General features: G+C 72.0%; 14 protein-coding genes and 2 pseudogenes. 13 read left to right on the top strand and 3 right to left on the bottom strand.

All coding sequences use genetic code 11. The features are described 5' to 3' along the window. Window positions 1-2 precede the first annotated feature (2 nt). Window positions 3-1,259 carry an ABC transporter substrate-binding protein gene (locus ACWCXX_RS28435; RefSeq protein WP_451132083.1) on the bottom strand — a complete coding sequence of 419 codons (1,257 nt, stop codon included), beginning with the start codon at window positions 1,257-1,259 and terminating at the stop codon, window positions 3-5. A 226-nt stretch (window positions 1,260-1,485) separates the two neighbouring features. Here ACWCXX_RS28435 and gcvPA point away from each other — a divergent pair, with 226 nt between their 5' ends. The 6 genes from gcvPA to ACWCXX_RS28405 all read left to right on the top strand — a co-directional run bounded on the left by gcvPA (window position 1,486) and on the right by ACWCXX_RS28405 (window position 8,689). Continuing rightward, complete coding sequence (gene gcvPA / locus ACWCXX_RS28430; RefSeq protein WP_451132081.1) at window positions 1,486-2,865, top strand: aminomethyl-transferring glycine dehydrogenase subunit GcvPA; 1,380 nt, start codon at window positions 1,486-1,488, stop codon at window positions 2,863-2,865. Further along, complete coding sequence (gene gcvPB / locus ACWCXX_RS28425; protein WP_451132079.1) at window positions 2,862-4,460, top strand: aminomethyl-transferring glycine dehydrogenase subunit GcvPB; 1,599 nt, start codon at window positions 2,862-2,864, stop codon at window positions 4,458-4,460. Before gcvPA ends, gcvPB begins: the two co-directional genes overlap by 4 nt. Then, on the top strand, window positions 4,457-5,617 hold the full coding sequence (locus ACWCXX_RS28420) for an ATP-NAD kinase family protein (RefSeq protein WP_451132077.1): 1,161 nt from the start codon (window positions 4,457-4,459) through the stop codon (window positions 5,615-5,617). Before gcvPB ends, ACWCXX_RS28420 begins: the two co-directional genes overlap by 4 nt. Window positions 5,618-5,697: 80 nt before the next feature. Beyond that, a complete protein-coding gene (locus ACWCXX_RS28415) occupies window positions 5,698-6,444 on the top strand; it encodes an SDR family NAD(P)-dependent oxidoreductase (protein WP_451132075.1) in 747 nt (248 codons plus the stop codon). Window positions 6,445-6,491: 47 nt separating this feature from the next. Then, window positions 6,492-7,133 carry a GntR family transcriptional regulator gene (locus ACWCXX_RS28410; protein WP_451132073.1) on the top strand — a complete coding sequence of 214 codons (642 nt, stop codon included), beginning with the start codon at window positions 6,492-6,494 and terminating at the stop codon, window positions 7,131-7,133. 362 nt (window positions 7,134-7,495) lie between these two features. Then, window positions 7,496-8,689 (top strand): serine hydrolase domain-containing protein, encoded by a 1,194-nt coding sequence (locus ACWCXX_RS28405; RefSeq protein WP_451132071.1) that lies wholly within the window; start codon window positions 7,496-7,498, stop codon window positions 8,687-8,689. A gap of 164 nt (window positions 8,690-8,853) precedes the next feature. Here ACWCXX_RS28405 and ACWCXX_RS28400 read toward each other — a convergent pair whose 3' ends face one another. Then, window positions 8,854-10,080 carry an erythromycin esterase family protein gene (locus tag ACWCXX_RS28400; RefSeq protein ID WP_451132069.1) on the bottom strand — a complete coding sequence of 409 codons (1,227 nt, stop codon included), beginning with the start codon at window positions 10,078-10,080 and terminating at the stop codon, window positions 8,854-8,856. Between the two features lie 58 nt (window positions 10,081-10,138). Between ACWCXX_RS28400 and ACWCXX_RS28395 the strand changes: the two genes are divergently transcribed. Both ACWCXX_RS28395 and ACWCXX_RS28390 read left to right on the top strand, forming a co-directional pair. Next, window positions 10,139-10,894 carry a TioE family transcriptional regulator gene (locus ACWCXX_RS28395; RefSeq protein WP_451132067.1) on the top strand — a complete coding sequence of 252 codons (756 nt, stop codon included), beginning with the start codon at window positions 10,139-10,141 and terminating at the stop codon, window positions 10,892-10,894. A 297-nt stretch (window positions 10,895-11,191) separates the two neighbouring features. Next, window positions 11,192-12,064 (top strand): annotated as a pseudogene (locus ACWCXX_RS28390) (SDR family oxidoreductase); the annotation flags it as partial. A gap of 2 nt (window positions 12,065-12,066) precedes the next feature. On the opposite strand, the pseudogene ACWCXX_RS28385 reads toward ACWCXX_RS28390, so the two are convergent. Next, window positions 12,067-13,725: pseudogene (locus tag ACWCXX_RS28385) on the bottom strand (catalase); the annotation flags it as partial. A gap of 459 nt (window positions 13,726-14,184) precedes the next feature. Here ACWCXX_RS28385 and ACWCXX_RS28380 point away from each other — a divergent pair. The 5 genes from ACWCXX_RS28380 to ACWCXX_RS28360 all read left to right on the top strand — a co-directional run bounded on the left by ACWCXX_RS28380 (window position 14,185) and on the right by ACWCXX_RS28360 (window position 23,546). Next, window positions 14,185-15,369: a zinc-dependent alcohol dehydrogenase gene (locus ACWCXX_RS28380; protein WP_451132065.1), complete on the top strand. Its 1,185-nt coding sequence runs from the start codon at window positions 14,185-14,187 to the stop codon at window positions 15,367-15,369. A gap of 62 nt (window positions 15,370-15,431) precedes the next feature. Further along, window positions 15,432-18,539, top strand: a complete 3,108-nt coding sequence (locus ACWCXX_RS28375) for an FAD-binding and (Fe-S)-binding domain-containing protein (protein WP_451132063.1) — start codon at window positions 15,432-15,434, stop codon at window positions 18,537-18,539. A gap of 87 nt (window positions 18,540-18,626) precedes the next feature. After that, complete coding sequence (locus ACWCXX_RS28370; RefSeq protein ID WP_451132061.1) at window positions 18,627-20,441, top strand: thiamine pyrophosphate-requiring protein; 1,815 nt, start codon at window positions 18,627-18,629, stop codon at window positions 20,439-20,441. Continuing rightward, entirely contained in the window at window positions 20,442-21,569 is a 1,128-nt protein-coding gene (locus ACWCXX_RS28365; protein WP_451132059.1) for an enolase C-terminal domain-like protein, read from the top strand. It abuts the gene before it with no gap. Window positions 21,570-21,773: 204 nt separating this feature from the next. Further along, the gene (locus ACWCXX_RS28360) at window positions 21,774-23,546 is read left to right on the top strand and encodes a glycoside hydrolase family 15 protein (protein WP_451132057.1); all 1,773 of its coding nucleotides are present in this window, start codon (window positions 21,774-21,776) and stop codon (window positions 23,544-23,546) included. The last annotated feature ends 95 nt before the right edge of the window (window positions 23,547-23,641 follow it).

Raw genomic sequence — 23,641 nt, 5'->3', positions numbered from 1 at the left:
AGCTACTCCACCCTTTCGCGGCCGGTGGCCGTGGCGAGCTGTCGCGCGGCCGATTCCAGGGCGGCGCGCGGGTCCTTGCCCCGGAGCATCACTCCGGTGACGGCGGAGATCATGATGTCGGACGCCTTCGCGTCGTCCTTGTTGTTCTCGACCGGGGGGATGTTGCGGGCGAGCCGGGCGAACACGCCGAGGGCCGCCCGGCCGCCGAAGTACTCCTGCTTCGCGTTCAGGTACGGGTCGTCGAGCGCGGGCAGGTAGGCGGGGAACAGTCCCTCGTGTTTGAGCATGGAGACCTGGTTCGCCTTGCCGGTGAGCAGGAACTCGATGAACGCCCAGGCCAGTCGGGGGTTCTTGCTCTGGGCCGGTACGCAGAGCGTGGAGCCGCCGATGTTCGAGGTGCGGATGCCGTCGGCGGTGAAGCCGGGCAGTGGCACCACCCCGAACCTTCCCTTCAGTTCGGGCATCTCGTCGGTGAGGGTGCCCGTCCACCAGGCGGCGGTGGGCGTGGTGGCGACCTTGCCCTCCTTGGTGGCGGTGACGAGCCCGTCCCAGCCCTTCTCGTAGGCGACGAGTCCCTTGTCGTGCAGGGTCTTCATCAGGGTCAGGGCCTTGACGGCCTCCGGGGTGTCGACCGCGACCCGGCCGTCCTTGAAGTAGGACTGGCCCTGCTGCTGGAGCAGCATCGGCAGGATTCCGGCGTCGGTGGAGTCCATGATGAGCAGCTTGCGGCCGGTGGCCTTCTTGATGCGGACGCCCGCCTCCACGTAGTCGTCCCAGGTCAGCAGCGACTCGGGGGCGACGCCGGCGGCGCGGAAGTGGTCCGTGCGGTAGTAGAGCGCGCAGGGGCCGATGTCCCAGGGCAGGGCGAGGACCGCGCCGTCCTTGCCGGTGACGGTGCGCCACGCGGCGCGGTCGAAGTCGCCGCCGTAGCGGCCGCCGAGGCTCGTCAGGTCGTAGAAGCCGCTCGGGAAGTTGCCCGTGTAGCGGGGCATGTAGCTGCCCTCGACCGTGAGGACGTCGGCGAGGCCCGACCCGCCGCGCAGGCCCACGGTGATCTTGTCGTAGGCGTTGTCGTAGCCGATGTCGACGACGTCGACGGTGGTGCCGGGGTGTTGTTCCTCGAAGGTCCGGGCGAAGCGCTTCATGGCCTTGGCGGCCACGTCCCACGACCAGACGGTGATCTTTCCGCTGACGTCGCCCCCTCCGTCGTCCTTGCCGCCACCGATGTCACGGGCGTTCCCGCCGCCCGTGCCGCCCATGGCGCATCCGCTGACCAGTGACGATGCCGCGGTCGTGAGACCCGCGGCCAGAACAAGCCGTCGGGTGGGTCTTGTTGACACTCTTGCCTCCTGGAGCCTGAATGCCTAATGCTGTATTCAGAACACTGAATGACGGAGCTTCCCGTCAAGAGGTGTACACCCAAAGACTTTCGTTGCTGTGGTTCACGACCGGCCCCGCCGGGCCGGCTCATGCGAAAGGCGCGGCATGACGTCACCCCAGGACTTCGTCCACCCCTACATTCCCAACGCGGTCCCGGCCGTGCGGCAGGCGATGCTCGCGGAGATCGGCGCGGCGAGCGTCGAGGACTTCTACGCCGACATCCCGGACGGCATCCGGCTGCACCGCCCTCTCGACCTGCCGGCCCCGCTGCGTTCGGAAGCCGAACTCACCCGCCACATGGAAGGGTTGCTCGGCCACAACACCTCCACCCGGCAGGTGCTCAGCTTCCTCGGCTCCGGCTGCTACCAGCACCATGTGCCGGCGGTCGTGGACGAGGTGGTCAACCGCAGCGAGTTCCTCACGGCGTACGCGGGCGAGCCCTACGAGGACCACGGCCGCTTCCAGGCGTTGTGGGAGTACCAGTCGATGATGGCCGAGCTGCTCGACGTCGAGGTCGTCAACGTCCCGGTGTACGACGGTTTCCAGGCCGCGGGAACCGCCCTGCGCATGGCCGGCCGGATCACCGGCCGCCGCCGGGTGCTCGTCGCCACCGCGATCGACGCCGACAAGCTCTCCCGTGTGTGCGACTACGTGCGCCCCGACCACGACGTGGTGGTGGTCCCGGTCGATCCGGACACCGGTTGCGCCGATCTCGCCGCGGTGCGCGAGGCGCTCGCCGCCGGCGACACGGCGGCGGTGTACGCGGACATGCCGTCCGCGCTCGGCATCGTCGACGAGGCACTGCCCCGGCTCGCCGAACTCGCGCACGGTGCGGGGGCGTTGTTCGTCGTGGGCTGCAATCCGCTCACGCTCGGCACGCTTGCACCGCCCTCCGCGCACGGCGCCGACATCACGTGCGGCGACATCCAGCCGCTCGGCATCCACCAGAGCTTCGGCGGCGGCAACGCGGGCTTCATCGCCACCCGCGACGAGGAGAGACTGGTCGCCGAGTACCCCTCGCGTCTGTTCGGCCTCGTGCCGACGGCCGTCGAGGGCGAGTACGGCTTCGGCGACGTCGCCTACGAGCGGACCTCGTTCGCACTGCGCGAGGAGGGCAAGGAGTGGGTCGGCACGGCCGCCGCACTGCACGGCATCGGCGCCGGGGTCTATCTCGCGCTGATGGGACCGCAGGGCATGCGGGAGATCGGGGACACGATCCTCGCGCTCACCGCGTACGCCCGCGGCCGACTCGCCGAGGTTCCGGGCATCGAGGTCCCGTACGGCGACGCCCTGCACTTCGCCGACTTCACCGTCCGTTACACGGGCGGCAGGACCGCCGCCGAGATCCGTTCCGGACTGAAGGAGCGGGGCATCTTCGGCGGCGTGCCGACCGGCGAGCACGAGGCCGCGTACTGCGTCACCGAGGTCCACACCAAGGCCGACATCGACCGGCTCGCCGCGACCCTGGAGGAGATCGTCAAGTGACCGCCCCGCACACGCCCGTGTCCGTCTCCCCCGCGGAGGCACGCATCGCCGGCAAGCCGCGCCTGCGCCGTTTCCAGCAGGCGTCCTGGGACGAGGAGCTGATCTTCGAGCTCGGTTCGCCGGGCGAGCGGGGCGTTCTCGTACCGGCGCCGGACCCCTCCGTCGCGAAGGCCGAGGTGCCCGCCGTCCTGCGCCGGGCCGAACCGCCCGCCCTGCCGGAGATGTCCCAACAGCAGGTTCTGCGGCACTACTTGCGCCTGTCGCAGGAGAATCTGGGTGCCGATCTCAACATCGACGTCGGCCAGGGCACCTGCACCATGAAGTACAGCCCCAAGGTCAACGACCAGTTCGTCCGTGACCCGCGGATCGCGGCGCTGCACCCGCTCCAGGACGAGGACACGGTCCAGGGCGTCCTCGGGATCATCCACGGCCTGGAGCAGCTCCTGAAGGAGATCTCCGGCATGGACCGGGTCTCGCTCCAGCCGGGTGCGGGCTCCGCCGCGATCTACACCAACGTCGCCATGATCCGGGCCCACTTCGCCGCGCGCGGCGAGCTGGAGCAGCGCGACGAGATCATCACGACGATCTTCTCCCACCCGTCGAACGCGGCCTGCGCGAAGACGGCGGGCTTCAAGGTCATCACGCTCCACCCGGACGCGGACGGCTACCCGGACATCGAGGCGCTCAGGGCGGCGGTCGGCCCGCGCACGGCGGCGCTCCTCATCACGAACCCCGAGGACACGGGCATCTACAACCCGCGCATCGAGGAGTTCGTACGGATCGTGCACGAGGCGGGCGGCCTGTGCTCGTACGACCAGGCCAACGCGAACGGCATCCTCGGCATCACCCGGGCCCGGGACGCGGGCTTCGACCTGTGCCACTTCAACCTGCACAAGACGTTCTCGACCCCGCACGCGTGCGGCGGCCCGGCGGCGGGCGCGTGCGCGGTCACCGAGGAACTCGCCCCGTATCTGCCGCGTCCGACGGTCGAGTTCGACCCGGAGACGGGCAGGTACCGGCTGGACGACGACCGGCCCGAGTCGGTCGGCAAGATGCGGCCGTTCTACGGGGTCGTGCCGAATCTGGTCCGCGCCTACGCCTGGATCATGTCGCTCGGCGCACCGGGTCTGCGGGCCGCCGCCGAGACGGCCGTCCTCAACAACAACTACCTGCTCCACAAGGTGCGGCAGATCCCGGGGGTCTCGGTCCCCTACGCGGCGGGGCGCCCGCGTGTCGAGCAGGTCCGCTACAGCTGGGAGAAGCTCCACGAGGACACCGGCCTGCACTCCGAGGACCTCGGCCTGCGCGCCGCGGACTTCGGTACGCACTACTGGACCAGCCACCACCCGTACGTCGTACCGGAACCCATGACTCTGGAGCCGACCGAGTCCTACACCCGAGCCGATCTCGACGAGTACGCGGCGATCCTCGCGGAGGTCGCCCGTGAGGCGTACGAGGATCCGGGGACCGTCCGGACGGCACCGCACCGCTCGACCATCCACCGGGTCCGCCCGGAGGCCCTGGACGACCCGGCGGTCTGGGCGGTCTCCTGGCGCGCCTACCGCCGCAAGGTGCTCGGTGAGGCCGGGCGGTGACGAGGATCGGTCTGGTGGTCAACCCGGTCGCCGGTCTCGGCGGCCGGGTGGGCCTGGGCGGCACCGACGGCCCGGACCGGCCCCGTCTGGCGCTCTCGCTGGGCGCGCTCCCTTCGGCGGGGGCGCGGGCCACCGCCGCCCTGAGTGAACTTGCGGCGCGTTCGGGGCAGTCGACGACGTCCGGGGCGCCGGGCTCCGGGATCCTCGTCGTCACCGCCGCCGGTCCCCTGGGCGCCGACTCCGTGGCCGCCGCGGGGCTCGCGGGGCGGGTCGTGTACACCGCCGGGGCCGGGCGGGACACCTCGGCCGCAGACACGGACGCCACGGTGCGGGCCGTCGTCGCCGAGGGGGTGGACCTCCTGCTCTTCGCGGGCGGCGACGGCACCGCGCGGGACGTGCTCGGCGCCCTCGGCGACGCGCCCTGCCCGGTCCTCGGCGTACCGACCGGTGTGAAGATGCACTCGGCCGTCTTCGCCGTCGGCCCGCGCGCCGCCGGTGAGGTCGCGGCGGCGTGGCTCGCCCGCGGGGGCACCGTCCGGCTGCGGGACGCCGAGGTGATGGACCGGGACGAGGACGCCCTGGGCGAGGGCCGGGTCGCTTCACGGCTGTTCGGCTGGCTGCCCGTTCCCGACGTGCCGGTCCGGGTGCAGCAGCGCAAGACCGGCAGCACCGTCACCGCGCCCGAGGCGGTCGGCGGCATCGCGGCCGAGGTCGCCGAGCGGGTCGGGGAGGGGCTGCTGGTGCTCGGGCCCGGCAGCACCACCCGGGCGGTCGCGGCGGCGCTCGGCGCGGACGTCTCCCTCACCGGGGTCGACGTGCTCCGCCTGCGGCCCGGCCGATCGCCGCGCGTCGTGGCCCGCGACGCGGGCGAGGCTGCCCTGCTCTCGGCCGGACCCGCCCGGATCGCCCTCTCCCCCATCGGGGGCCAGGGTTTCCTCCTCGGCCGCGGCAACCAGCAGATCTCGCCGCGCGTCCTGCGCGCGGCGGGCGGTCGCGAGCGCCTGCTCGTGCTGTGCACGGAACAGAAACTGGCCGCGCTCGGCGGCCGTCCGCTCCTCCTCGACACCGGCGACGACGCGCTCGACGCGGAGCTGTCCGGCTACCTCCCCGTCATCACCGGCAGGCGGCGCACCTCGCTGTACCGCCTGGTCGGATGACCCCGTACTTCCCGCCCGGCTCCCCCTTCCTTCCTCCTCTTTCCCCTCTCCCCTCTCCCCTCTCTCAGAAGGAGTCCAGGATGATCTCCCTTGACGGCAAGCGCGCCATCGTGACCGGTGGCGGAGCCGGAATCGGCCGCGCCACCGCCCAGGTCCTCGCGGAACTCGGTGCCCGTGTGGTGATCGCCGACATCGACGCGGACGGCGGCGAACGCACCGCGAAGGACACCGGCGGAATCTTCGTGCGCTGCGACGTGTCACGGCGCGAGGACTGCGAGGCCGTCGTGCACACGGCGCAGGAGCGGTTCGGCGGTGTGGACGTCCTCTTCAACAACGCCGGCATCATCCGCCGCTCCACGGTCTGCGAGATCACCGAGGACGACTGGGACCTGGTGATGGCCGTGAACATCCGCTCGGTGATGCTGATGAGCCGTCTCGTGATCCCGGGGATGGTGGCCCAGGGCGGCGGCTCCATCGTCAACACCGGTTCCGGGTGGGGCATTCGCGGCGGCGGCCGGGCCGTCTCGTACTGCGCGTCGAAGGGCGCCGTCGTCAACATGACCCGGGCCATGGCCATCGACCACGGCCCCGACAACATCCGCGTCAACTGCGTCTGTCCCGGTGACACGGCGACCGGGATGCTCGCCGAGGAGGCCCGCCAGCTCGGCGAGAGCTCCGACGCGTTCTACGCCGACGCGGCCGACCGGCCGCTCGGCCGGATCGGGCAGCCCCGCGACATCGCCCAGACCGTGGCGTTCCTCGCCTCCGACGCCTCGGCGTTCCTGAGCGGGGCGATCATCCCGGTCGACGGCGCCGGTACCGCGTGACCCGCCGGTAGCGGATAATCGACGGACCGAAGGGAGGGCAGCCTCACATGCCAATCGAAAACCGCCCGCTGCGCGAACAGGTCAAGGAGGAACTGATCAAGCGCCTCGGGCGCGGCACGATCGCGACCAACTCACCGATCAACGAGGGGCAGCTCGCCACCGAACTCGGCGTCAGTCGCACACCGTTGCGCGAGGCGCTGATCACGCTGGAGCGCGAGGGCGTCATCACCAGCGAGCGCGGCAAGGGCTTCCGCTTCACGCCGCTCAGCGCACAGGAGTTCCGTGACCTGTCCGCGATCGTCGCGACGCTGGAGGCGCTCGCCCTGGAGTCCAGCGATCCCGGGCACCTGGCGGCGATCGCCCCCCGCCTCCTGGAGGAGGCACACGCGTTCTCGGCCCCGCAGGCGCCGCACGACGTCATAGAGCGTTATGACGACGCGTGGCACGACCTGCTCCTGTCCGGTTGCACGAACGACCGCCTGATGAAGCTGATCACCTCGCTGAAGGTGACGATGCACCGCTACGAGCGGGTGGCGCTGGGCGACCAGGACGTCCTGGAACGTTCGGCGGTGGAGCACGAGCAGATCGCCGAGTGCCTGCAGCGCGGCGACCTCGATGCGGCCGTCGTGGCGCTCAAGGAGAACTGGACCAGCGGGATGCACCGGATCCTGGAACACCTGAAGGACTGACCGCAACGGCGGGACCCCCACCGGGAGCGGCAAGGGCACGGCGACGCGGGCCGGGAGCACCGGGGCCCGGCCCGCACGGCGGCGCCGAGGGCGAGCGCCCGGGGCGACCGTCGTGGTGGGACCCGGCGGGCAGGCCCGGTGGAGGTCGCGCCGGCGTCGCCGCGCCCCCGCCCGCCCCACCCGTGCGGGTCGCGCCGGGCGGCCGGGGGCAAAGCCGGGCGCGCGCCCGCTCGCAAAGTGCCCGTTTCGGAGGTGCCGGCGCCAGGTGGGCATCCGTGTGGGGGGTGGGGTCGGGGTGTGTTCGGGGATCGTTCCGGGGCAGCCCCGATGGCCGGGCGCGTGCCCGCCGACAGCATGGGGCCATGAAGTCAACTCGTATGTCACGAAGGGCCTTTGTGGGCACCGCTCTGGCGGGGGCCGGTGCGCTGGCCGCCACCGCGGCACTGCCCGTGCGCGGTGTGGCCGCCCCGCCCGCACCGCTTCCGCCACTTGACCCGGCCGCCCTGCGAGCGGCGGTCGACGACCTGGAGCACCCGCCGTCGACCGCGGCCCAGCTGCGCGTGGGCGGGACGGCCGGCCACTGGTACGGCGCCTCGGGCGTGGCCGATCTCGGGACGCGGCGGCCGGTGGGGGCGCACCACCGGGTGCGGATCGGCAGCATCACCAAGGTTTTCGTCGCCACCGTGGTACTGCAGCTCGTCGCGGAGGGCCGGGTCGACCTGGACGCGCCGGTACGGGGTGTCCTGCCGGGGCTGCTGCCGGCCCGGTTCTCCCCCGTCACCGTGGCGCACCTGCTGAACCACACCAGCGGACTGCCCGACCATGCCGGTGTGCCGGAGCCGGAGACCGCGGAGGAGGTGGTCCGGCACCGCTTCGACCACTGGACGCCGCGGGAGTGGGTGGCGACCGCGACGCACGGGCCGCTGAAGTTCGCCCCGGGCACCCGGCAGGAGTACCGCGGCGTCAACTACGTGCTGGCCGCGCTGATCGTCGACAGGGTCACCGGCCGCCCGTACGGGGAGGCCGTCGCGGCCCGCGTCCTTCGCCCGCTGGATCTGGCGCGCACCGCGGTGCCGGGTGACGACCCGCACATCCACGGCCGGCACGTGCACGGCTACCTGGCAGGGGCCGACGGCGGGCTGCGGGACGTCACCGTGTACGACCAGAGCTCCAGCCGCGGGGAGGGCGACATGATCTCCACCACGGGGGATCTCGACCGGATGTTCACCGCGCTGTTCTCCGGCGGACTGCTGCCGCCGGAGCTGCTGGAGCTGATGTTCACCCTGCCGCCCGAGGAGGTGCGCATGCCGGACGGCTCCCCGGCCCGCTACAGCACCGGCCTGCAGCGGGCCACCGTCAACGGCGTCACCCTCTGGGGCAAGACCGGTGAGACGTACGGCTACAAGAACGCCGTGTTCTCCACCCGCGACCAGCGGCGCCGCTTCGTGCTCGCCCACCATCCGACGGCCGTCCGCGGCGACGAGGAGGGCCGGACGGTCGCCCGGGTAGCCGACCTGCTCACCCGCGATCCGGGCACCGGAAACCGGCCGGTCTGAGACGCGCGGTCCCTTTGCCGGGGCGCGGTCCCTTTGCCGGGGCGCGGCCTCTCCGCGAGCCCGACCGGACCGCTCCCTCGTTCCGGCCGACCCGGCATCTCGTTCCGACCGGACCGGCGCCCCCTTCTGTCCGGCCCGGCACGTCATTCCGGCCGGCCCGCGCGTCATTCCGGCCGGGGGGACGCGTCCCGGTTCTGCGGGACGTCCTTGACGAACACGATGCCGTCGCTGTCCGCCAGATGGGCCGGGTCGAACGGGGCGTAGCCGAACCAGGGGGACACGCGGGGCGCGGGCAGCGCGTCGCCGAGGGCGGCGGCCAGTTGTGGGGCGTCGACGACGCAACGGTCCTCCGGGAGCTCGTACAGGAGTCCTTCGAGGGTGTCCGGCGGCGGCGTGTCCACTCCCTGGTGCCGGATCGTGCCGAGGGCCGTGGCCACGAAGGCGTACTCCTCGCCGAGCCGGGCGCTCGCCAGCGCACCGGCGCTCCACCACTCCACCGGCCCCTCCCACATCTGCATCGAGCTCTTCTCCCGCTGGAGGTGGGAGTTGTGGGCGTGGACGAGCACCGGGCCCCGGGCGGCAAGGGCGAGGAGGTTGTGGGCCATCATCTGGTCCCGCAGGCCCACCAGTCGGGTCATGCGGGCCGGTGAGGTGTCGGCCATCCCGTGGTGGTAGCGCAGCAGGCCGGTCGCGGTGCGCCCGTACAGCCGCAGCCGGTCCCAGTCGTCCTGCGAGACCGTCTCGATCAGGTGCGGCGCCTGTGCGTCGAGCAGTGCCGCCAGGTCGTCGGCGATCAGCCGCAGCCGGACGGCATCGGCGGACCGTCCCACGGACCGGGAGGGGTCCCTCATCGCGGCGGGATCGGTCCACCGGTCGTCGGAGCCGAGCAGACGGTCGAGCGTTTCTGCGGTGCAGGGGAGCAGGCCTGCGGCCACCCGGGCCGAGAGGCCGTCGTGGAGTGCGGTGAGGGTCTGCCGGGGGCTCTCGGCGGCGGCGATCTCCAGCGGGCCGTCGAAGCCGGCGAAGCGGACCTGCTCGGACGCGGGCCGGCCGTCGTTGTGGGCGCGCATCCAGCGCACGAGTTCGCGGTTGCCCGTGTGGACGCCCCAGCCGTGGCTGAACCCGTGCTCCATGACCTCGTCGAGCGTGCCCGTGCCCGAGGTGACGTAGTCGTCCACGACCAGGCCCCTCACGCAGTCGCTCTCGATCGTGATCGTCCGGTGGCCCTCCTGCTCGACGAGCTGCCGGAAGAGCTCGTTGCGCAGGCGGAGCAGGGCGTCCTCGCCGTGGGTGGGCTCGCCCAGGGCGAGGATTCGGGGCCGGTTCGGGAACAGGCCCATGACGGCGGCTGCCTCGACGGCACGGGTGGTGTCCTTGATGTCGATTGCCATGCCTTCAACGGTATCGTTGAACTTTCGTTTGAAACTTTTGCGTGGCAGGGACGGTTCGATGGGTCGAAAGCTTCAAAGCGGGGAACGCCTCAGGCCGGTCGACCTGGCACGCGGGCACGGTCTGTCCACCCAGGCCGTCAGGAACTACGAGGAGACCGGCGTCCTTCCGGAGGCCGGCCGCACACCGCACGGTTACCGCACCTACACCCCGCTGCACGCGCAGGCCCTGCGCACGTTCCTCGCCCTGCTGCCCGGCCACGGCCACCGGACGGCGACGTCGATCATGCGGGCCGTGAACCGGGGCGAGACCGGTGAGGCGTTCCGTCTGATCGACGAGAGCCATGCCCAACTGCTCGACGACCGGCAGACGCTCCGGGCCGTGGAGAACGCCCTGCGCGAGCTGACGTCCGCCACGGATCGCGGCCCCGGCACGGCGATGCCCGGTCCGGGGACTGCGGCGCCCGGATCCGGCGGCACGTTCATCGGGCCGCTGGCAGAACGACTCGGAATCCGGCCCGCGACACTGCGCAAGTGGGAGCGCGCCGGGCTGCTGCACCCGCGCCGCGATCCGCTGACCGGATACCGCGTCTACGACGAGGCCGACGTACGGGACGCCCGGATGGCCCACCAACTCAGGCGGGGCGGTTACCTGTTGGAGCAGATCGCCCCCTTGATCGCACAGGTGCGGGCGGCGGGCGGCGTGGCGCCGCTGGAGGCCACCCTGCGCAACTGGCACGACCGGGTGTCCGCCCGCGGGCGGGCGATGCTGGCCGGGGCGGCCGAGCTGGAGGCGTACCTCCACGCGCGCGGGTGAGGCCTCGGCCCCGCAGCCGGCGGGGAGGGCGGCCTCGCCGTACTCCGGGCCCACCCGGCGCTGCCCATCGGCTCGTGGCCGTGACGGTACCCGGTTGCCCGGAAAGCGACCTGGACGGAGGAAGCAAACTCGCGTGCCGCCGTCTCCGCCCGGAGGATCGGCTCCGGGCGCCCCGAGACCGGCTCCGATCCCGCCCACGGCGTTCGCCCTCGCGGACGAACTCGGGCACGCACCGGCCCTCCGGCCGAACCGGCCGCGCGCCCCTCCTGCCGGACCAGCACAAGGAGAAGCGCAGCCATGGACGCGACCGAAGGCCGGAAAGATCCCACGACGAAGCATCCCCGGCCCGGCTTTCCGCAGCAGAGCCAGCAGCATCCCGGCTGGACGGGACCGATGGACCCGCCGCCCGACCACGGCGAGGACACCTACCGGGGCAACGGCCTCCTGGCCGACCGCAAGGCGGTGCTGACCGGTGGGGACTCGGGCATCGGCCGTGCGGTGGCCCTGGCCTTCGCGCGCGAGGGGGCCGACGTCCTGTTCACCCACCTGCCGTCCGAGGAGGAAGAGGCCCTGGAAACGACACGTCTGGTCGAGGAAGCGGGGCGGCGGGCGATCGCGGTGGCCTGCGACATCCGTGAGGAAGCCCAGTGCCGCGCACTGATCGGGACGGCCGTATCGGAATTCGGGCGCATCGACGTCCTGGTCAACAACGCCGCCTACCAGATGTCGCAGCCGGACGGCATCGAGGCCGTCTCGACCGACCAGTTCGACCGGGTGATGCGCACCAATCTCTACGGGATGTTCTGGCTCTGCAAAATGGCCGTGCCCCATGTGCCGGCGGGCGGTTCGATCATCAACACGACCTCGGTCCAGGCGTATCGGCCGAGTCCGCACCTCCTCGACTACGCCATGACGAAGGGCGCGATCGTGACTTTCACCCAGGGTCTCGCCCAGATGCTGGCGTCGGACGGGGTCCGCGTCAACGCGGTGGCGCCGGGGCCGGTGTGGACTCCGCTGATCCCCGCGACACTGCCCGACACCCGCGAGTTCGGGAAGCAGAGCCCCCTCGGCCGTCCGGCGCAGCCCGCCGAAATGGCGCCCGCCTACGTGTTCCTGGCCTCGCCGAGCGCCTCCTTCATCACCGGCGAGGTCATGAACGCGACCGGCGGGGCCCGGACCGCGGCGATCTGCTCCTCCTCGACCCCGTCCGTGACGAGGACGGCGATCCGCCGCGAGACGATCGAGCCGTCCCCCCGGTTGCTCTCCAGGCTCAGCGCGGGGGAGGGTGCCGGGGTCGGGGTGTCCGTCGGGTCCGGCAGGGGCACGCCGATGCCTTCCGCGACGGACCGGGCGAGATCGGTGGAGACCTGGGCCAACTGCGCGACGGTACGCGCCCGGACCTCTTTCGCGGAGACCTTGCCCAGTTCGAAGCGGAACGCGTCGACGATGTGCCGCCGCTCCCACTCGACCATGCTCCGCCAGAACAGGGCCGCCTGCAGGTAGTGGTTCTCGAAGCTGGGGCTGCGGCGGCGGATCTTGTTGCCGTCCACCCGTTCGGTGAGGTGGCGGTAGGCCCCGGAGTCCACGTCGGCGAGTACGGGACAGCCGGCGCCGAGGGTGTTCGGTGTGTAGCTCGTACCGGAGTGGATCTGTTCCTGGTGGAAGCCGTCGCGCTGGTTGTTGCGCACGTCGACGACCGGGCGGTTCACCGGGATGTGGGCGAAGTTGGGGCCGCCCAGCCGCAGCAGCTGGGTGTCGAGGTAGGAGAAGTTCCTCGCCTGGAGCAGCAGATCGTTGGTGAAGTCGATGCCGGGGACCACGTTGGCGGTGTGGAAGGCGACCTGCTCCGTCTCGGCGAAGAAGTTGTCGGGGTTGCGGTCGAGGACCATCCGGCCGATGGGCCGGACCCGGACCAGTTCCTCGGGAACGATCTTCGTCGCGTCGAGGAGGTCGAAGTCGAACGAGTGCTCGTCCTCCTCCGGGATGAGCTGGACGCCCAGCTCCCACTCCGGGTACTGGCCCGCCTCGATGGCGTCCCAGAGGTCGCGCCGGTTGAAGTCGGGGTCACGGCCCTGGACTTCCTGCGCCTCGTCCCAGACGAGGGAGTGCACGCCCAGCCTGGGCTTCCAGTGGAACTTCACGAAGGTTCCGCGCCCGTCGGCGGTCACGAACCGGAAGGCGTGGACGCCGAATCCCTGCATCATCCGGTAACTGCGCGGAATCGCCCGGTCCGACATCAGCCACATGATCGTGTGCAGCGTCTCGGGCTGGAGGGAGACGAAGTCCCAGAGGGTGTCGTGGGCGGATGCCCCGGTGGGGATCTCGTTCTGCGGTTCGGGCTTCACGGCGTGCACGAAGTCGGGGAACTTGATGCCGTCCTGGATGAAGAAGACGGGGAAGTTGTTCCCCACCAGGTCGTAATTCCCCTCGGACGTGTAGAACTTCGTGGCGAAGCCTCGTACGTCGCGCACCGTGTCCGCCGAGCCCCGGGGGCCCTGCACGGTGGAGAACCGCACGAACACGGGGGTACGCACGGACGGGTCCTGGAGGAATGCGGCGCGGGTGAAATCGGCGCAGGACTCGTAGGGCTCGAAGAAGCCGTATGCACCGGCGCCGCGGGCGTGGACGACCCGCTCGGGAATCCGCTCGTGGTCGAAGCGCGTGATCTTCTCCCGGAAGTGGAAATCCTCCAGCAGGGTGGGGCCGCGGTCACCGACCGTCAACGAATCGTCCGTATGTTCGATTGCCACGCCCTGGTCCGTGGTCAACGGCCCCTGGGCCGGATCGGCGGCCCGGACGCCGTCTCGCTGGGCCTGCTTCCTGTCCTTCATGGCTCCTCCTCTGCGGGCGTGCCCGCACCGGCCGACGGGCGGGGCGGGCCATGGCTTCTCTCCCAAGCCGGTGACCGCCCCCGGCCGCCGGTAACACGGCTTTTGCCCCACTCCCTCCAACGGCCTCGGAATCCGGCCCCCTCTCCCCTGTTCAGCAGCCCCAAAGGCCGCCGGAGCGCCGCCCGCGCCCGCCGCCGCCTCGTGGGCATTCCCGCCACAAGAGGCGAGACGGCCGAGTCACTGGTTCGCTGGATGAGTCGGCCCGTACCGACAAGAACGGCGGAGCGGTGCCGGACGAGGGGCCACCGCGTCGGAAAACCCGACCGGCCGGGACGCCGGTGCCGGTGTGCCCGAAACCGTCGGCGGGACGGGCAGCGGCCTTCCGGCAGCCCCGTTCTGCCGGAAAAGCACCGGGGAACCGGCCCGCCGCTCCCGGGCACCGCAGTGAGGAGAGACACCATGCGTGCACTCACCTGGCAGGGACGTCGTGACGTGCGGGTGGAGACCGTCCCGGACCCACGCATCGAAGAGTCCACCGATGTCGTCGTACGGATCACCTCGACGGGGATATGCGGCTCCGATCTGCACCTCTACGAAGTGCTCGGGCCGTACCTGGACCCCGGTGACGTACTCGGCCACGAACCCATGGGGGTGGTCGAGGAAGTCGGCCGCGACGTCACGGCGCTGCGGGTGGGAGACCGCGTGGTGGTCCCCTTCAACGTCTCCTGCGGGACCTGCTTCATGTGCAACAGCGGTCTGCACTCCCAGTGCGAGACCACCCAGGTCCACGAACAGGGCACGGGAGCCGCGCTGTTCGGCTACACGAAGCTGTACGGGCAGGTGCCCGGCGGGCAGGCGGAACTGCTGCGCGTGCCCTTCGGCAACACACTGCCGATCAAGGTGCCCGAAGGGCCGCCCGACGACCGGTACGTCTACCTGTCCGACGTGCTGCCGACGGCCTGGCAGGCCGTCCGGTACGCGTCCGTCCCTCCTGGCGGAAGCGTCACGGTGCTGGGGCTCGGCCCGATCGGCGACATGGCCACCAGGGTCGCCCGGCATCTGGGTGCCGAGCTGGTGATCGGCGTCGACCTGGTGCCCGAACGGCTCGCCAGGGCCGCCGCGAACGGGGTCCAGGTGTTCGACCTGAACCGGTGCGGCAAGGACCTGCCCGACGCGATCCGGCAGCTCACCCACGGCCGGGGAACCGACGCCGTCATCGACGCGGTCGGCATGGAGGCCCACGGCGCACCCCTCGCGAAGACCGCGCAGTGGGCCACCGGTCTCCTGCCGGACCTGGTCGCCCGCAGGCTCATGGAACACATGGGCGTGGACCGTCTCGCCGCCCTGTACACCGCGATCGGCGTGGTCCGGCGCGGCGGCACCATCTCGCTCTCCGGTGTCTACGGCGGCACGGCGGACCCGCTGCCGATGCTGACCCTGTTCGACAAGCAGATCCAGCTGCGGATGGGGCAGGCCAACGTCCGGCGCTGGGTGCCCGAGATCCTGCCGCTGCTCGACGACACGGACATGCTCGGCGTGGACAGCTTCGCCACCCACCGTCTCCCGCTGGCGGACGGCCCGAAGGCGTACGCAATGTTCCAGGCCAAGGAGGACGGCATGGTCAAGACCCTTCTGCGGCCGTAGCCGCAGCGGGCCCGGCCCTCGTCTCCTTCCACCGTCCAGAGGCATCAGGAAGAGGATTCGTCATGAAGTCCGAACCCTTCCCACCGTCCCCGGGACCGGCCCACGGCTCCTTCGGCGACGCCGCCGTGGACGTCACGGCTCTGGAGGACGCGCTGCGCGAGCGCGTGCGGGGAGAAGTGCGCTTCGACGCGGGCAGCCGGGGCGCCTACTCCACGGACGCGTCGAACTACCGGCAGGTCCCGATCGCCGTGGTCCTCCCCGCCGATGTCGAGTCGGGGGCCGAGGCGGTGAAGGTCTGCGCGCGGTTCGGCGCGCCGGTGCTGTCCCGGGGCGGCGGGACGAGCCTGGCCGGCCAGTGCACGAACGCCGCCGTGGTCGTCGACTGGACGAAATACTGCGACCGGCTGGTCTCGGTGGACGCCGAACGGCGGACCTGTGTGGTCGAGCCCGGTCTCGTGCTGGACGAGCTGAACCGCCAACTGTCCGGGGAGGGACTGAAGTTCGGCCCGAAACCTGCCACGCACAGCCACTGCTCGCTGGGCGGGATGATCGGGAACAACTCCTGCGGCGCCTCGGCGCAGGCATACGGCAAGACCGTGGACAACGTACGGCGCCTGGAGATCCTGACCTACGACGGAACGCGCTGCTGGGTCGGGCCCACCTCGCGGGAGGAGTACGAGGCCGTCGTCGCCGCCGGGGGGCGCCGCGGCGAGCTCTACGCCGGGCTGCGTCGGCTCGTCGACCACCACCTGGCGGAGATCCGCCGCGGTTTCCCCGACATTCCGCGCCGGGTGTCCGGTTACAACCTCGACTCGCTGCTGCCGGAGAACGGGTTCGACCTGGCGCGCGCACTCGTCGGGAGCGAGGGCACCCTCGTCACCGTGCTGCGCGCCGAACTCGATCTGGTGCCCGTTCCCCCGTGCGAGGCGATGGTGGTGCTCGGCTACGACGACATCTGCGCCGCGGCCGACGACGTACCGCGGTTGCTGGAGCACTGCGAGCCGGAGCTGCTGGAGGCCCTGGACGGGCGGATGGCGCAGCTCATGCGCGAGGAGGGCTCCCACGTCGAGTCGTTGGACACCTTCCCGCAGGGGGAGAGCTGGCTGCTCGTCCAGTTCAGCGGGGAGAGCCGGGACGAGGTGGACGAGCGGGCACACGATCTGCTCGACGCGCTCGGCCGGCGCGCCGACGACCCGGCGGTCTCCCTCTCGGACGACCCGGGGCGCGAGCAGAAGATGCTCCGGGCGCGGGAGGCGGGCCTGGGGGTGACCGCCCGCCCGCCCGACGACCGGGAGACCTGGGAGGGCTGGGAGGATTCCGCCGTACCGCCGGACCGGCTGGGTGACTACCTCCGCGATCTGAAGGGGATGTTCGCGGAGTTCGGCTACGACCGTCCGGCGCTCTACGGGCACTTCGGCCAGGGGTGTGTGCACACGCGCATCCCGTTCGAGCTCACGCACGCCGACGGGGTCGCGGCCTTCCGGGAGTTCCTGTTCCGCGCCGCCGACCTGGTCACGTCGTACGGCGGGTCCCTCTCCGGCGAACACGGCGACGGACAGGCACGGGGCGAACTGCTGCACCGGATGTTCGGCCGGCCGCTCGTCGAGGCGTTCGGGGAGATGAAGCGGCTCTTCGACCCGGGCAACAGGATGAACCCGGGGAAGGTCGTCGCACCGCACCGGACCGACGAGGACCTCCGGCTCGGAGCGCAATGGCGCCCGGCAGCCCTCCCCACGCACTTCGGTTACCCGGACGACGACGGCTCCTTCACCGAGGCGGTGAAGCGTTGTGTCGGGATCGGCAACTGCCGTGCCCGCACCGGCGGAGTGATGTGCCCGTCCTACCGGGCGACGGGCGAGGAGGAGCATTCCACGCGCGGCCGGGCGCGGCTGCTGTTCGAGATGCTGGGCGGGCACCGCGATTCGCCGGTGACCGAGGGCTGGCGCTCCACCGAGGTGCGCGACGCGCTGGACCTGTGCCTGTCCTGCAAGGGGTGCAGATCCGACTGCCCCGTCGGGGTCGACATGGCCACCTACAAGGCCGAGTTCCTCTCCCACCACTACGCGCGGCGGCTGCGTCCCGCGGCGCACTACTCGATGGGGTGGCTGCCCGTGTGGGCGTGGCTGTCGTGCTTCGCGCCTCGTCCGGTGAACGCCCTGCTCCACGCCCCCGGCATCGCCCGTGCCGGGAAGCGTCTCGCGGGGGTGGCCACCGGACGCACGGCACCGGTCTTCGCGCCGGAGTCCTTCACCCGGTGGTGGGCCGCACGGGACGTGCCCGAGCCCGAGCCGGGCGACGAGCGTGCGGTCGTCCTGTGGCCGGACACGTTCACCAACCGCTTCCACCCGGCCGTCGCGAAGGCAGCGGTGCGGGTCCTGGAGGACGCCGGTTTCCGGGTCGCCGTGCCGCCTCAACCTGTGTGCTGCGGCCTGACCTGGATCTCCACCGGGCAATTGGGCATCGCGGAGAAGGTGCTGCACCGCACGGTGGCCCTGTTGCGTCCGTGGATCGAGGCCGGCACGCCCGTCGTCGGTCTGGAGCCCTCCTGCGTCGCGGTCTTCCGTAGCGACGCCCCCGAACTCATGCCGCAGGACCTGGACGTCCAGCGTCTCTCCCGGCAGTTCCGCACCTTCGCGGAACTGCTGACCGACGGCGTCCCGGACGAGGACTGGCGGCCCCCTCGGCTGTCCCGGACCGCCGTGGTCCAGCCCCACTGCCACCAGCACGCCGTGCTGAAGCACGACGCGGACCGCGAACTGCTGCGCCGCGCCGGTGTCGGCGCCGTCGTGCTGGACGAGGGCTGTTGCGGGCTCGCCGGGAACTTCGGCTTCGAGCGGGGGCACCACCATCTCTCCCTGGCCATCGGCGAACAGGGGGTCCTGCCCGCCGTACGGGCGGCGCCTCCCGGGGCGCTGGTCCTGGCCGACGGATTCAGCTGCCGCACCCAGATCGAGGAGGGCGGCACCGGCCGGCGCGCGATGCATCTGGCCGAGGCCCTGGCCCTCGCCCTGGACGGCCCCCTGCCCGCCGACCGGCCGGAGAAGCTCGCCGACCGGCCAGGCAGCCCTGCGGGCGACGGCCGACGACTGACGGCCGCCGTCCTCGCGGTGCCGGCGACGGCGGGGGCGTACGCCGTGCTGCGACGCGCCAGGGCCCGGCTCCGTACCTGAAAGACACCGGCCCGGGTGCCCGACGGCACGCCGACGACGGTGCGGCAGTCGTGAACCCCCGCAACGAACGAGAGGAAACCGAGGCCGATGAAGGTGTCCGACTACATTCTCCAGCGCCTGCGCGAGTGGGAGGTCGAGCATGTCTTCGCCTACGCGGGCGACGGCATCAACGGTCTCCTCGCCGCCTGGGGACGTGCCGACAACGAACCCGAGTTCATCCAGGCCCGCCACGAGGAGATGGCCGCCTTCGAGGCCGTGGGCTACGCCAAGTTCTCCGGCCGGGCGGGGGTCTGCGCGGCTACTTCGGGCCCGGGAGCCATCCATCTCCTCAACGGGCTGTACGACGCGAAGCTCGACCACGTTCCCGTGGTGGCCCTGGTGGGGCAGACGAACCGCAGCGCCATGGGCGGCTCCTACCAGCAGGAGGTCGACCTGCTGAGCCTGTACAAGGACGTCGCCTCGGACTTCTGCACGATGGTGACCGTCCCCGAACAGCTCCCCAACGCCATCGACCGGGCCTTTCGCACCTCGTACGCCAGACGCACGGTGACGGCGGTCATCATCCCGGCGGACGTGCAGGAACTCGACTACACGCCGCCCACGCACGCCTTCAAGATGGTGCCCTCCAGTCTGGGCCTGGGCTCCTCGGCCCCGGTTCCCTCCGACGAGGACGTCGCGCGGGCCGCCGAGGTGCTGAACGCGGGCGAGAAGGTCGCCGTCCTGATCGGGCAGGGCGCCCGGAACGCGCGGGCGGAGGTCGAGGAACTCGCGGATGTGCTCGGTGCGGGAGTGGCCAAGGCCCTGCTGGGCAAGGACGTGCTCTCCGACGAACTGCCCTGTGTGACCGGGGCCATCGGCCTGCTGGGCACCCGGCCGTCGTACGAACTCATGCGGGACTGCGACACGCTTCTGGTGATCGGTTCCAGCTTCCCCTACACGCAGTTCCTGCCCGAACTGGACCAGGCCCGCGCGGTGCAGATCGACATCGACCCGCACATGATCGGGCTGCGGTACCCGTTCGAGGTGAACCTGGTCGGTGACGCGAGGGAGACGATCAGGGAGCTGCTGCCGAGACTGGAGCGGAAGAAGCACGGGGCCTGGCGCAAGAAGATCGAGAAGGACACCGCCCGTTGGTGGGAGGTCATGCGGCGCCGGGCCGCCGTGGAGGCCGACCCGATCAACCCTGAGTACGTCGTGCACTGCCTCGACGCGCTGCTGCCGGACGATCTCATGCTGGCCGCCGACTCCGGCTCCGGCGCCAACTGGTACGCGCGTCATCTGCGGCTGCGCGGCCGGATGCGCGGCTCGCTCTCGGGGACCCTCGCCACGATGGGACCGGGCGTGCCGTACCTGATCGGGGCGAAGTTCGCCCACCCCGACCGGCCCGCGCTGGCCCTCGTCGGGGACGGGGCCATGCAGATGAACGGCATGGCGGAACTCATCACCGTCGCGAAGTACTGGTCGCGGTGGCAGGATCCGCGGCTGGTCGTCGCGGTGCTCAACAACCAGGACCTGAACCAGGTCACCTGGGAGATGCGTGCCATGTCCGGGGCCCCGCAGTTCCTTCCCTCCCAGTCCCTGCCCGACGTGCCCTACGCCGGCTTCGCGCGCTCGATCGGCCTCGGTGGCGTACGGGTGGAGGAACCCGGTGGGGTCGAGGACGCCTGGCGGCAGGCGCTGGCCGCGGACCGTCCCTTCGTCATCGACTTCGTCACCGACCCGGCCGTCCCGCCGATCCCCCCGCACGCCGACCGGGAGCAGGCCGAAGCGGTGGTCTCCGCCATCGCCAAGGGCGACAGCGACCGCGGCGGCATGATCAGGCAGGGACTCAAGGCGAAGGTGCAGGAGCTGCTGCCCGGCCACCACCACCGCGACGATTCCCCGGACGGGCGGGAGAGCTGAGTGAACTCCGTTCCGGCAGGCGGCGAGCCGCTGATCCGCGCGGTCGAAGCCGCCGCGTACACCGTCCCGACCGATACCCCGGAGGCGGACGGCACCCTGGCGTGGGAGTCGACCACCCTGGTGCTCGTGCGGGTGCGCTCCGACGGGGCGACGGGGCTCGGTTACACCTACGCCGAGGTCGCCGCCGCCCGAGTGGTCGACGAGCTGCTGGCCGGTGTCGTGACCGGTCTGCGCGCGTGGGATCCGCCGGGTGCGAACGAGGCGATGAGGCGCGCGGTGCGCAACGCGGGTTTCCCGGGGCTGGTCGCCCGCGCCGTCTCGGCCGTGGACATCGCCCTGTGGGACCTCAAGGCACGCCTGCTGGGGCTCCCGCTCGTGGATCTGCTCGGGGCGTGCGTCCGGGAGGTGCCCGTGTACGGCAGCGGCGGCTTCACCACCTACACCGCCGAGCAGCAGGACCGCCAGCTGCGCGACTGGGTCCGCGGGCAGGGCATTCCCCGGGTCAAGATCAAGATCGGGGAGTCGTGGGGGCGCGCCGGACAGCGCGACCGGGAACGCGTCGCCGCGGCCCGTACGAGCATCGGTGACGCCGCGGAGCTCTACGTGGACGCGAACGGGGCCTACACCCGCAAGCAGGCGGTCCGGCTGGCCCCGTTCCTCGCCGGCGAGGGCGTGCTCTGGTTCGAGGAGCCGGTCTCCTCCGACGACCTGGCGGGGCTGGCCCTGGTCCGGGCCGCGACCGGGGCCGACGTCGCCGCCGGGGAGTACGGCTGCACGTTGTCCTACTTCCGCGGAATGATCGATTCGGGCGCGGTGGACTGTCTCCAGGCGGACGCCACCCGGTGCGGGGGAATCACCGGGTGGCTGCGGGCGGCCTCCCTGGCGGAGGCCGCCGGGCTGCAGATCTCCGGGCACTGCGCGCCCCACGCGCACGCCCACGCCGCGGCAGCCGTGCCCAACCTCCGGCACGTGGAGTGGTTCCACGACCACGTCGGTATCGAGCAGCGTCTTTTCGACGGCGCCCTGGACCCCGGGGGAGGAACGCTCCGGCCGGGCCCCCGGGGCAGCGTCGGCCTGGGCCTGGAACTGCGCGAGGAGGCCGCCGAGCACTGTCGCGTACGGCGGTGATCCCCTCCGCCGCAGGCACCGGCCAGACGAAAGGCCCTAGGGTCTTTCGTCTGGATCAGGCCGGATCAGGGAGCGGGGTCCGGTGCGTGCGATCGCAAGGCGGAGGAGGGAGTCATGGCGGAGCCATGGCGAGTGACGACAACGCGGCGAGCGTGCGCACCGGGGCACGCGAGCCCGGCCTGATCCAGACGAAAGGCCCTAGGTGTGAACCGCTTCCGTCCGCCCCGCGGCGGCACCCCCCAGCCCCATGCGCTGCGCGACTACGCGCTGATCGCCGACGGCGAGCGCGGCGCCCTCGTCGGCCCCCGTGGGGACATCCCGTGGCTGTGCGCGCCGCGCTGGGACTCCGAAGCCGTGTTCGCCGCCCTCGTCGGAGGTGCCGGGCACTACACGGTCACCCCGCGCGGGCGCTTCGTGAGGGGCGGCTACTACCGGGACGGCAGCCTCGTCTGGTGCAACCGGTGGGTCACCGAACGGGGCGTCGTCGAATGCCACGACGCCCTCGTGCTTCCCGGCGATCCGCACCGGGCCGTCCTGTTGCGCCGGATCATGGCCCTGGACGCGCCCGCCGAGCTCGTGGTGTGCCTGGAGCCGTGCGCGGGTTTCGGCACGGAGCCCGCCCGGAGCGTCCACCGGGACGACGAGGGCGTCTGGACCGGGCGGAGCGGCGCCCTGCGGTGGCGGTGGAGCGGGGCGAAGGAGGCGCGGCCCGTGCGCCGGGCGTTCCGGGCCACGGGGCTGACCGCGGAGATCGCGCTGGCCCCCGGAAGGTCCCGCGATCTGGTGCTGGAGATCTGCGACCGGCCGCTCGGCGACCCGGTGGTGGCGTCGCGGGCGTGGGCGGCGACGGAGAACGCCTGGGACGAAGCGGTACCCGTCCTGGCGTCGACGCTCGCGCCCGGGGACGCCCGGCGCTCCTGCGCCGTGCTGCGCGGTCTGACCGGTGCCACGGGCGGGACGGTCGCCGCCGCCACGACGAGCCTGCCCGAACGTGCCGAGGAGGGCCGCAACTACGACTACCGCTACGTGTGGATCCGCGACCAGTGCTACGTGGGGCAGGCCGCGGCGGCCTGCGGCGAACACGCGCTGCTGGACGACGCGGTGCGGTTCGTGACCGCCCGTCTGCACGAGGACGGTCCGCGGCTGTCCCCCGCCTACACCGTGACGGGCGGCCCGGTTCCGGACCAGCGCACCTTGGGTCTGCCCGGCTACCCGGGCGGGTACGACCGGGTCGGCAACCGGGTGAACCGGCAGTTCCAGCTCGACGTCTTCGGCGAGGCGCTGCTGCTCCTCTCATCCGCCCAGCGGCTCGGCCGACTCGACAACGACGGCCGAGGAGCCGCCCGCGTCGCAGCCGAGGCCATCGCCCGTCGCCGGAACGAACCCGACGCCGGAATCTGGGAGTTGGAGAACCGCCGGTGGACCCACAGCCGGCTGATCTGCGCGGCCGGCCTGCGCGCGTCGGCCGGCGTCGCCCCTGCCGGGCGTGCCGCTTCCCTGGCCGCGCTCGCCGACCGGATCGTGGCCGAGACCTCGGCCGTCGGCCTCCACCCCTCCGGCCGCTGGCAGCGCTCCCCCGGCGACCCGCGGGTCGACGCGGCGCTGCTGCTGCCACCGCTGCGCGGCGCGCTGCCGGCCGAGGACCCGAGAACACGGGCGACACTGCGCGCGTACGGGCGGGAGCTGACCACCGGTCACTACGCCTACCGGTTCCGGCACGACGAACGGCCGCTGGAGGAGGCGGAGGGCGCCTTCCTGCTCTGCGGGTACGTCATGGCGCTCGCCGAGCACCAGCAGCGTCACCGGGAAGAAGCCCTGCGGTGGTTCGAGCGCGGTCGTGCCGCCTGTGGCGCGGCGGGGCTCTTCGCCGAGGAGTACGACATCCGCCAGCGGCAGCTCCGCGGGAACCTCCCCCAGGCCTTCGTCCACGCCCTGTTCCTGGAGAGCGCCGCCCGGCTCGCGACGCCTCCGTCCTGAACGGCCCGTCCACGGCGGGACGTGCGGTGGGGCCCGGCGCCTGCGCCGCCGGAGGACTCTCACCCGTTCGGCAGCGAATCCCCCGCGGTCCGGTT

Source organism: Streptomyces sp. NPDC001732, assembly GCF_053596315.1.
The sequence above is the reverse complement of the archived record's forward strand: the minus strand, read 5'-3'. Positions and strand labels throughout refer to the sequence as shown.